This is a genomic window from Novosphingobium rosa NBRC 15208 (assembly GCF_001598555.1).
Lineage (GTDB): Bacteria > Pseudomonadota > Alphaproteobacteria > Sphingomonadales > Sphingomonadaceae > Novosphingobium > Novosphingobium rosa.
On sequence record NZ_BCZE01000047.1, the window covers coordinates 1 to 12,074 of the forward strand.

The window sequence follows — 12,074 nt, forward strand, 5'->3', positions numbered from 1 at the left end:
GCATCTTCTTTTCTTTCCTGAACTCCAAAAAATCCCGCCTACACCCAAAGGATGCAGGCGGGCAGGGTGGAACCAACAATCAGAAGTTCGAGCGGATTCCGATCGACACCACGCGCCCCAGCGGGTTGGCGCTGTTCGTGTCGTAACCCACGGCGCCATTGTTGGCGGCCTGGTTCACGAAGGGCGGGTTCTTGTTGAAAAGGTTGGTGGCGTCGACATAGAGGTTCGCCTTCTTCAGCGCTCCGAAGTCCTTCAGCGTGTAGGACACATGCAGGTCCACCGTGGTGAAGGCCTTGACATGGTCACCGCCGCCGGTGGGCACGCCTGCGGCGTTGCGGGTGATGGGGTTCATCACGCCCGATCCCCACCACATGTAGGGGCCCTCGTAATTCACGCCCAGCACCGCGTTGAAGGCGCCCTTGTCATAGCCGATGTTGGCGCGGCCCTCGGTTTTCAGCGAGGGGAAGGTGGTGTTGAAGCCCGCCGTGCCAAGGACGCTGAAATGGGTGCCGTCGGTGCCGAACCACTGCTCGAACTTGGTCTTGCGGGTGAAGGAGCCATCGAGGGTGAAGTTGCCGATGCCGGTGTTGAAGTGGTACATCGCCTCGAAATCGATGCCCGCCACGTTGAGGTTCAGCACGTTGTTCTGGGTGTAGTTGTAGATGTAGTAGACGGCGCTGGGCGTGGCGCCGGACTGTGGCAGGGCGCCTTGCGCCGCCGCGATCTGCGCTGCCGTGGCCCCGCCCGGATAGAGCGTCAGCAGGTTGGATAGACTGGCCGCGCCAAAGGCATAGGCGCTGGTGGGCGAGGTGATGCCGTTGCGCAGCGCGTCGCTCCAATAGGTCATGCTGATGCGCAGGCCGGGCACCTGCACGGGGGTGAAGTCGAAGCCCACGCTCCAGTCGGTGCCGGTCTGGGGTTTGAGCTTCGCATTGCCGCCCTGAATCTCGCCGCCGAAGACATTGTTGAGGTTGCAGGTGGTGGCGCTGCAGACCGCGCCCGGAATGGCCGAGGCGCTGGGATAGAGCGAGAGTGGCACATTGCTCAGCCCGCCCGCCACGCCGGTGCCCGCCTGATAGGAAAACACCGACTCGCCGGTCTGGCCCGATGAGTTGGCGCCGATGCTCATCAGCGAGGGCGCCACGAAGGAGCGTGACCAGTTGGCGCGGAACTTGATGCCGCGCACCGGCTCGAAATTGGCGCCGACCTTGGGGTTGGTGGTGGTGCCGAAGTCGCTGTAATGATCGAAGCGGCCCGAGACATTGACGGCCAGCGACTTGACGAAGCCATCCTTCACCAGCGGCACATACAATTCGCCATAGGCTGACTGCACATTGCGCCCATATTTCAGCGGGATGTAGACCGAGGAGGTGCTCGCCCCGCCAAGGCCGTTGAGCGCGGTGTGCGACTGGTCGATGCCATAGCCCAGCAGCTCGCCGCCCACGGCCAGCTTCACTGCGCCGGCGGGCAGGGTGAAGAGGTCGCCGCTGATCTTGGCATAGGCGTTCCGCACGGTCTGCACGGTGTTGTAGAAAGTGGTGCTGTCGGTCAGCGCGGCCAGCGTGGCCGCCGAGGTGCGGCCATTGAAGGGATCGAAGGCATTGGCGGTGGTCAGCACCTGCGAGACCGACTGGTTGTTGCCGTTGATCGAGGCCGAGGTGTAGCCGTTGACCGCCAGATTGAAGGTGCCCGAATTGATCGTGCCCGCCGAGATCAATTGCGAACGATCCCGCCCGATCAGCCCGCCGACATTGATCGACCACGCTGGCGTCAGGTCATAGGTTGCGTCGAGATGGGCGTAGAAGTCTTCCGCCGTGCCGGTGCTGGTCGCGCCTTTGCCGAGCAGCGCATTGCCGTCGAAGTTCACCACCGCCGAGGTGGCCCCGCTTCCGGTGAAGAAGGGGTTGATCGAGGAACCGGCGGGCGGCGTGGAGCCCACGCCATAGATCGTCGCCGTGGCGCTGCCGCGTGAGATGTTCTGCACGTTCCTGCGGTTGGCATAGTCGAAATCGGCGACGATATGCAGCTTGTCGCCCACATCCTGCCGGAATTGCAGATAGGCGGTGTGGCGCACCTCGCTGGGCAGCAGATCCCATGCCGTGGGCGAGCAATTGGTGCCGGTGATGCCGGTGGCGCTGGGGGCCAGCGTGCCGCATTTGTTGGTCGACTGGTTGGTGCCGCCCAGCGACGTCAGGTTCAGGCTGCGCGAATAGGAGCGGGATGAGGCCGCCAGATTGGAGCGGTCGGAGAAGCTGTAGGCGGCCAGGATCGAGCCTGTATCCCAGGTCTTGCCCCACATCGCGGCGGCGCTGTTGGTGTGGTAGGAACTGCCGAAGCCGTGCTGGGCATCGACCTCGAAGCCATTGAAATTCTTGCGGGTGATGAAGTTGATCACGCCCGCCACCGCATCCGAGCCATAGACCGAGGAGGCGCCGTCAGCCAGCACCTCGACACGTTCCAGCGCGATGGTGGGAATGATGTTGGGATCGGCCAGTGCATGGTTCACGCCCGAGGTCGGCAGGCGATGCCCGTTCATCAGCACCAGCGTGGAGTTGGAGGCCGAAGCGCCCAGCCCGTGGATCGTCGGCGCATTGGTGCCCGATCCATCCGCCGAGCCCGAGCTGCCCTGACTGGGCGACTGCAGGCCGGTGACGGCGGGCACGGATTTCAGGATTTGCTGCACCGATTGCGCGGCGGTGTTCTCGATCTGGGCATGGCCCAGCGTGGTCAGCGCCGAGCCGACCGGAGCCACGCCCTTCAGGCTGGAGCCGGTGACGATGATGTCCTTGTCGCCCTGTGTGGTGGGGGCTGCCGTTGCTGGCTGATCCGTCGGGGCGGATTGGGCCATGGCGGGGGCATGGGTGATGAAAATGGCTGCGCTTGCAGACGCGAGCCAAAACGCACGGCGTGCCGGCATTGTCCTCTCCATATATTTGTTCTTGTCAGACCAGAATTGCGATTCGAGAGGGGAATGTCAACATCATTGCCGGATTGTTGCGGATGAATCTCAAAATGTGGCCCATTCGCTACGATATTCCGGGCTCTGATCGCAATCAGGTGAAATGCGAAAATCCATCTTGCCCGACAAGATGTTCCAAGGCAGGATGCAGGGAATCGCGGTGAAACAGGCATGAAGCCGGATGCCGCCAGGCCGGTATCGGCGCATAAAGAGGATGGTGATGGGCGCGACATATCTGAAATGGGCGGCATGTCTGGCCATGGCGGCGGCAAGCTCCTCGGCGCTGCTGCATGCTCAGCCATCGACGGCTCCTGCTACGGTGGGGCCTCAGGCGTCGGGCGATGCCGATGGGCAGTTCGTCGAAGCCACCTGCAGCACCTGCCACCCCATCGCTCAGGTGAGGGCCAAGCATAAAAGCGCCGCTGACTGGGCCGCCACCGTCGACAAGATGATCGGCCTCGGCGCGCAGATTACCTCTGAAGAGGATCGCGACAGGGTCATCGCCTGGCTCGCGGCGCATCAGGGCACCCAATAACAGATCTGATCGGAACACACGCAGAATGACCAAGGTAATCCACGTTCTGAACGGCCCCAACCTCGGGCTGCTTGGTGTTCGGCAGCCCGAACTTTACGGCACGGCCACGCTGGCCGATGTCGAGAAGGAATGCCGTGACATCGCCGGGCCCGCAGGGTTCGAGATCATCTTCCGCCAAACCGACGCCGAGCATGAGATGGTGCATTTCATCCATGACGCCCGTGTGGGCGCGGCGGGCATCGTCATCAATCCGGCGGCCTTTTGCTATGCGGGCTATCCGGTGCTGGACGCGCTGAAAATGTGCGACTGCCCCATCGTGGAGGTCCACATCACCAACATCCACAACCGCGAGGCCGAGTGGCGCTCCAAATCGATCCTCACGCAGGGCGTGACGGGGATGATCAGCGGTCTGGGCATCGATGTTTACGGGCTGGGTGTGCGCCATATCATCCGCGCGCGGGCCGGGCGGTGAACCAGCCCATGCCCGCAGCGGACCAGGCCTTGCGGCAGCGGCCCACGCGGGCGCGTCTGGCGGTGCTGGCGCTGGTGACGGCGGCCACGGTGCTCAACTATCTCGACCGCAGCGTGATGAGCGTGGCGGCCAGGCCAATGAGCGCCGAGCTGCACATCTCCCCCGCCATGCTGGGCATCATCTTTTCCGCCTTTTCATGGACCTATGCGGCGGCGCAGATCCCCGGTGGCCTGCTGCTCGACCGGCTGGGCACACGCATCACCTATGCCTGTTCGCTCACCCTGTGGTCGGCTTTCACCCTGCTGCATGGTTTTGCGGGCAGTATCGGCACGCTGATCGGCCTGCGCTTCGGTCTGGGTCTGGCCGAGGCGCCCTGCTATCCCTGCAACAGCCGCATTCTGGCCTCGTGGTTCCCTCAGGGCGAGCGGGCGCGGGCGACGGGCGTCTATTCCATCGGGCAATATTTCGGGCTGGCGTTTCTGAGCCCGCTGCTGTTCTGGATCGTGGGCAACTGGGGTTGGCGCAGCCTGTTTCTTCTGGTGGGGGCCATCGGCATTGCGTTTGGTCTGGCATGGTATGGCGTCTATCGCGATCCTCTGCAAAGCACCCGGGTCAATCAGGCCGAGCTGGCGCATATCGCGGCGGGCGGTGGCCTCAATGCCAAGCCCGCGCCCTCCTTTTCATGGGGCCGGATGCTGCGCCTTTTGGGCAAGCGGCAGATTCTGGGCGCCTCGCTGGGGCAGTTCTGCAGCAATTCGGCGCTGGTTTTTCTCATCACCTGGTTCCCGACTTATCTTTCCACCGAACGGCATCTCGATTTCGTGAAATCCGGCTTCTTCGTGGCGCTGCCCTATGTGGCGGCCTCGGCGGGGGTGTTGTCGGGCGGGCTGGTGTCGGACTGGCTGGTGCGCCGCACCGGCTCGGCCAGCATCGGGCGCAAGGGACCGGTGGTGGCGGGGCTGCTGCTGATCTCCACCATCCTGTCGCTGGGTTTTATCCGCGACAATATGGTGCTGATCGCGGTGATGTCCGTGGCGGCCTTTGGGCAGGGCATCTGCAATCTCGGCTGGACGCTGATTTCTGACGTGGCGCCGGAGGGCGAGATCGGCCTCACCAGCGGACTGTTCAACCTGTGCACCAACATTGCGGGAATCGTCACGCCGATGGTGATCGGCTTTGTGGTGCAGGCCAGCGGATCGTTCCATGGCGCGCTGGCCTATATTGGCAGCGTGGCCCTGCTGGGGGTGGCGTCTTACCTGTTTGTCATCGGCGACGTGCATCGTCTGCCCGCCGAGGGCTGATTTTCAAAACAAAAACGAAGGGCGAGAGGATGAAATTGATCTTGCGAAGCGGCGTCAGCGCGATGCTGATGGCGGTGGCGAGTGCCGGGATGGCCGCTCCGGATGCGGACTGGCAGCGCCCCAATGGCGATGGCGCGGCGACGCGCTTTTCCGGCGCCAGCGAAATCACCCCCGCCAATGTCGCGCATTTGCAGCAAGCCTGGGTTTTCCATATGAAGCCTAATGCCGCCGCGCCTGCCGCCGGGCCCAGCGCTGCTGACAAGGCTCAGGCCGCTGCCGAGCAGGCCGGGCCTCCTGCCGGTGCGCCTGCCGGGGCTCCGCGCCGCTTTCCCAGCTTTTTCGGCAATGGGCGGTTCAGCGCTTCGGAAACCGCGCCGCTGGTGATCGATGGGGTGATGTATGTCGCCACGCCCTACAACCAGCTTGTCGCGCTGAACGCCGCCACCGGGGAAAAGCTTTGGGCCCATGATCTGCCCAAGGGCGTGCAGCCCGCTCGGCGCGGCATGGATTACTGGCCGGGCGAGAACGGCCCAGATGGTAAAAAGACTGGAGCGGCGCTGCTCTTCGGCGGCACCGACGGGCGGCTCTATTCCTTCAACCTTGCCGATGGCCAGCCCAGCGCGGGCTTTGGCGAGAATGGCTCGATCAACCTCAAGACGCCCGAGGTGATGGTGACGGGCATGGCAAAGCCCTATTCCATGACCTCGCCGCCGCAGGTCTGGGGCCATCTGGTCATCACCGGCGCGGCGGTGGGCGAGGCCATCGGCGGTGCGGTGGGCGATGTGCGCGCTTGGGATGTGCGCAGCGGCAAGCTGGTCTGGACCTTCCATTCCGTCCCGCATCAGGGCGAGCCCAATGCGGGCACATGGGCCAATGACAGCGGCAACAACCGTTCTGGCGTGAACGTCTGGGGCATGATGAGCGTCGATGCCAAGCGCGGCATCGTCTATCTGCCCTTTGGCGCGCCCGCCGACGACCGGGTGGGCGTCGACCGGCCCGGCAACAATCTCTACAGCACCTCTGTCGTCGCGGTGGAGGCGGCGACGGGGCGCTATCTCTGGCATTTCCAGATCGTGCATCACGACATCTGGGACAATGATGCCGAAACCCCGCCCACGCTTTTCGATGTGAAGAAGGGCGGCAAGGTCATCCCGGCGGTGGGGATCTTGTCGAAAAACCAGATGCTGTTCATTCTGGATCGCGTCACCGGCAAGCCGATCTATGGCGTTGAGGAAAGGTCGGTGCCCAAGAGCGATGTGCCGGGCGAGGTGACGTCTCCCACCCAGCCTTTCCCGGTCGCTCCGGGGCCGCTGGCGCAAATGTCTCTGACATCCGGCCAGCTTTCGAAGATCACGCCGGAACACGAAGCCTTCTGCCGCAAGCTGGTGGATGACAACAAGCTGGCGCTGGGCGGCCCCTACAACCCGCCGACCTTCAACCGGCCGATGGTTTATATGCCCGGCACGATCGGCGCGCTGTTCGGCGGCAGTTTCGATCCGGTGCGGGGGCTGTACCTCATCAACATCTCGCCGCTGGGACAGATTCAGGAGATCGTCTCCAACGGCAATGGCGGTTACGTCAATCAGGGCGATTTGAACGGACGCTTCTGGGATCCGTCGAACCGCATGCTCTGCCAGAGCGGGTCATGGGGCGATCTGGTGGCGGTGGATGTCAACACCGGCAAGGTGGCGTGGCGCAGTCGCCTTGGCGTGACCGACAGCCTGCCCGCCGACAAGCAGCTGACCGGCCGCCCCTCGGCAGGTGGGCCGACCAGCACGGCGGGCGGCGTCACCTTTATCGGCGGCACCGACGATGCGCGCTTCCGGGCCTTCGACACCAGAACCGGCAAGGAACTGTGGAGTGACAAGCTGCCCGCCGCCGCTCATGCCGCGCCCGTCAGCTACAGTGTGAAGGGCAAGCAATATGTCGCCATCGTCGCCACGGGCGGCAGTTTTCTGGGCACGCCGGTCACCAGCGACAGCCTGATCGTCTACAGCCTGAAGTGAGGGGAAAGCCCATGAACAAGCTTATCGCTGCCCTGCTGCTGGGCGCCTGCGCCACCGCCGCTTCGGCCCAGACCGGCAATCCCGGCGGGGCGATCAACGATCATCTGGGCGATTATGATTACGGCGTGTGCCGGGGCGTCGATCCGGTGTGCTATCACGATTGGGCGCGCGCTCCGGTGAAGCAGTATCGCGTGCTGCTTTACACCCATACCGCCGGGCCACGTCATGCCAATCTGGGCACGCCTCTGGCGCCGGGGCTGAACCCGGCACTGGCCGACAACAATGTGGTGCAGCGCGAGATGCTGCGCATCGCTCAGGAGAATGGCTGGGCCATCGATTACACCGAAGACCCTTCGCAGATGGCCAACCTCAGCGGCTATAATGCGGTGATCTTCATCTCCACCTCGCGTGAGGCGCTGGATGACACCGGCAAGACCGCGCTGCGCCAATATATGCGCGCGGGCGGCGGCTTTGTGGCGATCCACAATGCTTTCGGCACGCTCTACAACTGGCCGTGGTATGAGGGGCTGCTGGGCAATGCCAATTTCTACGATCATGGCCCGGCGCGCGCTGCCGATGTCGTGATGGTGGACAGCAAGGATGCCTCGACCAAGGGGCTGCCCGCGCGCTGGCGCTTTCATGACGAATGGTACAATCTGGTGCCGTTCCCCACCAAGGTCCGCTTTCTGGCGACGGTTGATGAAAAGAGCTGGGGGCCGGGCGATGTCAGGGCCGAGCCGCTGCCCATCGGCGCGCCGAACGGGCCGCGACCGGCCAACCTGCCGCCTTTGTCGCGCTATCCCTCGGTGGTGGGGCGCAGCCCGGGGCATGGCGGCTTCCATCCCGTGGCGTGGTGCCAGTATTACGATGGCGGCAAGGTCTTCGCCACCACGCTGGGCCATGACGCCAAGGCTTTCGAAAAGGACGGCGAGCCGGGCGCGGCGCAATTCCAGTCGCTGATCGTGGGCGGCATCAAATCGGTGATGGGCGCCGAGCCCTTCTGCCGCTGAGAGGCTCCATCATGTACGAAATGGTATAATGACTTGAATTGCCCCCCGGGCGGTTCTATCCTGCCGCGACAAGGACCGGCCGCAAGAGCCGGTCTCATACAATGGGGGATGCGATGCGCTCGTGGTCAACGACGTCGCAGGATGGCGCCAACCGGCTGGGTTACTGGCGGGATGCCATTTGCGAGGCTATCTTCGAACTCGATTTCGCCAGCGCCGATGAAAAGATCGAGGCGCGCATGCGTCAGCACGATCTGGGCCCGCTGCAACTCAGCGATATTTCCATTGGCAGCGCGCATAGCGTGACGCGGTCATCGCGCGCGGCGTCTCGTGAACGACAGCCGCATCTCAACCTCAACTGGGTGCGCGGCGGGGCCTGGCAGGTCGAGCATTACGGGCGGCTGATCGATCTGGCGCAGGGCGATATGGTGCTGCTCGACAACCGCCAGCCTTACAGCGTCACCGCGCGGCAGGGCAGCCTGCACATGGTGGCGCGCCTGCCCATCGAATGGATCAAATGCTGGCTGCCCACGCCCGAGGCCGCCGTGGCGCGCCCCGTGCGCGCGGGGGCCCCCTGGCATGGCGCGTTGGTCGCCACGCTGGTCGAGGCCATGCGCGATGAGCGCGATGACACCACATGGCGCAAGCTCTGCACCCAGCAGATCGGCGGCGCGCTGGCGCTGACTCTGGGGGCGAGCGAGAGCCGCCTGTCGAACCATACGCGGCAACTGTTCCGCCGCATCCAGACCGCCATTCAGGAGCGCTTCTTCGAGCATGATCTGGATGCCGCGATGATCGCCGCCACGGTGGCGATTTCCCCGCGCTATCTGCACAAGATCCTGGCGCAGGAGGGCACGACCTATGTGCAGGAGCTGTTCTCGGTGCGGCTGCATCATGCCCGCGATCTGCTGAGCGATCCGCGTTTTGCGGCCCTCTCGATTTCGGAGATCGGCTGGCGTTCGGGCTTTTGCGATCCCAGCCATTTCTCCCGCCGTTTCAAGGCGCAGTTCGGCCAGACGCCGGGCCAGTGGCGGGGGCATGACCGGGCGCATTGAGCCTGCGGGCATGCCTGTCAGACAAGGGAATTGTTCACGCTGAAACAGCGCTCCGGCCCGGCCACGATGTTACCCCTGAGGTGGAAGGCCAAAGGGAAGGGCCAGGACAAGGGAGCGCATTCATGGCGTTGAAGGGGCAGGCATTCATCATCATGTGGCATGACATCACGCCGCAGGGGGATGCCCAGTATCATCAATGGCATACGCGCCAGCATATGCCCGAAAGGCTGGATCACGGCAATTTCCTGCGCTCGCGCCGGGGGGTGAACCGGGGGCTGGGGCGGCAGATCTATTTCACCCTCTATGAGGGGCATGATCTGGAGGGTTTTACCGCCCCCGATTACGCGCGCAGCCTGAACCATCCCACGGAATGGACCCAGTGGATCGCTCCGCATTTCCGCAACTTCCTGCGCATGTCCTGCGCGGTGCTCCACACCAGCGGACGCGGCGTGGGCGGCGCGGTGGCCACCGTGCGTCTCACCTTGCCCGAGGGGATGAAGGAGGTTGAGGCGCAGGCCGCGCTGGCTCCGGCGCTGGCGGCGATTGAAGCTTTGGATCCGGTCACCGCCGTCCATCTGGCCGCCGCCCGCCCCGATTTCACCAGCGGCGAAACCTCCGAAACCCAGCTGCGCCCGCCGATGAGCGAACAGCCCTTCGATCTGGTCGTGGTGGTGGAGGCCATGGGGCTGGCCGAGGCTGAAGATGCCGGGGCCGCCGTGCTGGATCATCTGGCGCAGGCCGGTTTCCCCGATGGCCTGTTCCAGCCCTATGAAGTGGCCTACACGCTGGAAAAGCGGGAGGCGCAATGACCATGCTGGCCCCCTCTATCCGGCCCACGCGCAAGCGCCATATCATGCTGGCGCTGGTGGCCTTCGCCACGGCGCTCAACTATCTGGACCGTACATTGATGGGGGTGGCCGCCCCCTCGATGAGCCGCGAACTGGGCCTGAGCCCGGCGGAAATGGGGCTGGTCTTCTCGGCGTTCTCATGGAGCTACGCGCTGGCGCAACTGCCTGGCGGTGTCTTCCTCGACCGCTTCGGCACGCGGCTGACCTACGCGCTCTCGCTGGTGGTATGGTCGGCCTGCACGGTCAGTCAGGGGCTGGTGCGCTCGCTCTGGGCGCTGATCGCGGTGCGGCTGGGGCTGGGCGTGGCCGAGGCGCCCTGCTTTCCCGCCAACAGCCGCGTGCTGGTGGCATGGTTCCCGCGCGGCGAGCGGGCGCGGGCCAACAGCATCTATTCGGTCGGCATGTATTTCGGCATCGCCTTCCTCAGCCCGCTGCTGTTCTGGATGGCGGGGCATTGGGGCTGGCGGTCGCTGTTCTGGATCGTGGGCAGCGTGGGCATCGCCTATGGCTTCATCTGGCACCGCATGTACCGCGATCCCGCCGACCACCCGGGCGTCAATGATGCCGAGCTGGCGCTGATCCGCGAGGATGGCGGCATCACGCAAGCCGCCGCCCCGCGCCCCTTCCGCTGGGACGATGTGGGTTGGTTGCTCAGCCAGCGCTCCATTCTGGGGGCGGCCATCGGCCAGTTCGCCACCAACTCCACCCTGGTGTTCTTCCTGACGTGGTTCCCCAGCTATCTCACCACCGAGCGCCATATGGACTGGCTGAAAAGCGGCGTCTTCGCGATGGTGCCCTTTATGGCGGCCTCGCTGGGCGTGCTGTCAGGCGGGCAACTGTCGGACAGGCTGGTGCGCGGCGGCGTCTCGCTGGCGGTGGCGCGCAAGGTGCCGATCATCGCCGGGCTGATGATGTCGATGCTGATCGTGCTGGCGATCTGGCTGCCGCGCGGCGCCACGGGCGACATGGCGGTGATCGCCGTGATGTCGGTGGCTTTTTTCGGGCAGGGCATGTCCAATCTGGGCTGGACGCTGATTTCGGAGATCGCGCCCGGATCGCTGGTGGGGCTGACCGGAGGGCTGTTCAACCTCTGCACCAATCTGGCCGGGATCGTCACGCCCATCGTCATCGGGCTGACGGTGGGGCGTACCGGCTCTTTCGTTTCCGGGCTGGCCTATATCGGCGCGATGGCGGCGCTGGGCGCGCTGTCCTACGCCTTCGTGGTCAACAAGGTCGAGCGGCTGGTGCGGGACTGACCCCAAGTCTGGCAAGCAGGAAGGCTGCATGGGCTCCCGGCCATGCAGCCTTTTGCGGGCTCAGGCCCCGACCTCATCGTCGCGGAAGGTCAATTCCACCTTGATGCCATTGGGGTCGAGCACATTGATCTGATGCAGCTTGCGCGCGGGCAGGGGCTGTTCGCGAAAGGCGATGCCCCCTGCGCTGAGCTTTTCGCGGCAAGCCTGCAACCCCGAACAGTCGAAGGCCACATGATCCAGCCGGCTGGCCAGCCCCTCTGGCGCTGCCGTTTCATGCGGCAGCGGGCCGTTGACATGGATCAGCGGAAAGCCCTGAGCATCGTAAAGCCACACATTGTCCGCCCGCCACACTGCCGAGACAGCATCCCCCCGGCGCAAGCCCAGATAGGTCTCGTAGAAGACCAGCGTCTCCTCCACCAGCGGGGTGCGGATGTTGACGTGGCCGATACGCTCGACATGCATGCGGGGCTCTCCATGAGGTGGCGGGACTCTGCTGTTCCCGTGCTTATGCTGCTCCGTGATAGCGATCAAAGATGCTGTGTACCAGATGGTTCATCGCTTTGGCCCAAGATGAGGCCGATCGTCATCAGGCCGCCGAACCCGAAGCGCAAGGCAGACAAAATGCGAGCGCGAGG

Annotated in this window: 10 protein-coding genes; 8 read left to right on the forward strand and 2 right to left on the reverse strand. The window is 64.5% G+C overall.

Going from position 1 to position 12,074, the window contains the following annotated elements; all coding sequences use genetic code 11:
• Positions 1–79: 79 nt before the first annotated feature.
• Positions 80–2,848 carry a TonB-dependent receptor domain-containing protein gene (locus tag SR3_RS17885; RefSeq protein ID WP_169805659.1) on the reverse strand — a complete coding sequence of 923 codons (2,769 nt, stop codon included), beginning with the start codon at positions 2,846–2,848 and terminating at the stop codon, positions 80–82.
• A gap of 331 nt (positions 2,849–3,179) precedes the next feature.
• On the opposite strand from SR3_RS17885, the gene SR3_RS17890 reads away from it, so the two are divergent.
• The 8 genes from SR3_RS17890 to SR3_RS17925 all read left to right on the forward strand — a co-directional run bounded on the left by SR3_RS17890 (position 3,180) and on the right by SR3_RS17925 (position 11,439).
• Positions 3,180–3,494 (forward strand): hypothetical protein, encoded by a 315-nt coding sequence (locus SR3_RS17890; protein WP_157098934.1) that lies wholly within the window; start codon positions 3,180–3,182, stop codon positions 3,492–3,494.
• 25 nt (positions 3,495–3,519) lie between these two features.
• Positions 3,520–3,966, forward strand: a complete 447-nt coding sequence (locus SR3_RS17895) for a type II 3-dehydroquinate dehydratase (RefSeq protein ID WP_068089301.1) — start codon at positions 3,520–3,522, stop codon at positions 3,964–3,966.
• A gap of 8 nt (positions 3,967–3,974) precedes the next feature.
• The gene (locus tag SR3_RS17900) at positions 3,975–5,267 is read left to right on the forward strand and encodes an MFS transporter (protein ID WP_068089358.1); all 1,293 of its coding nucleotides are present in this window, start codon (positions 3,975–3,977) and stop codon (positions 5,265–5,267) included.
• 29 nt (positions 5,268–5,296) lie between these two features.
• Positions 5,297–7,273 carry an outer membrane protein assembly factor BamB family protein gene (locus SR3_RS17905; RefSeq protein WP_068089304.1) on the forward strand — a complete coding sequence of 659 codons (1,977 nt, stop codon included), beginning with the start codon at positions 5,297–5,299 and terminating at the stop codon, positions 7,271–7,273.
• Positions 7,274–7,284: 11 nt separating this feature from the next.
• Complete coding sequence (locus SR3_RS17910) at positions 7,285–8,283, forward strand: ThuA domain-containing protein (protein WP_068089307.1); 999 nt, start codon at positions 7,285–7,287, stop codon at positions 8,281–8,283.
• A 113-nt stretch (positions 8,284–8,396) separates the two neighbouring features.
• The gene (locus SR3_RS17915) at positions 8,397–9,335 is read left to right on the forward strand and encodes a helix-turn-helix domain-containing protein (RefSeq protein WP_169805660.1); all 939 of its coding nucleotides are present in this window, start codon (positions 8,397–8,399) and stop codon (positions 9,333–9,335) included.
• Between the two features lie 122 nt (positions 9,336–9,457).
• Positions 9,458–10,144, forward strand: a complete 687-nt coding sequence (locus SR3_RS17920) for a hypothetical protein (protein ID WP_068089313.1) — start codon at positions 9,458–9,460, stop codon at positions 10,142–10,144.
• Positions 10,141–11,439: an MFS transporter gene (locus tag SR3_RS17925; protein WP_068089316.1), complete on the forward strand. Its 1,299-nt coding sequence runs from the start codon at positions 10,141–10,143 to the stop codon at positions 11,437–11,439. The genes SR3_RS17920 and SR3_RS17925 overlap by 4 nt, the downstream gene beginning before the upstream one ends.
• Positions 11,440–11,499: 60 nt before the next feature.
• On the opposite strand, the gene SR3_RS17930 is transcribed toward SR3_RS17925, so the two are convergent.
• A complete protein-coding gene (locus SR3_RS17930) occupies positions 11,500–11,901 on the reverse strand; it encodes a VOC family protein (protein ID WP_068089318.1) in 402 nt (133 codons plus the stop codon).
• Positions 11,902–12,074 lie beyond the last annotated feature (173 nt).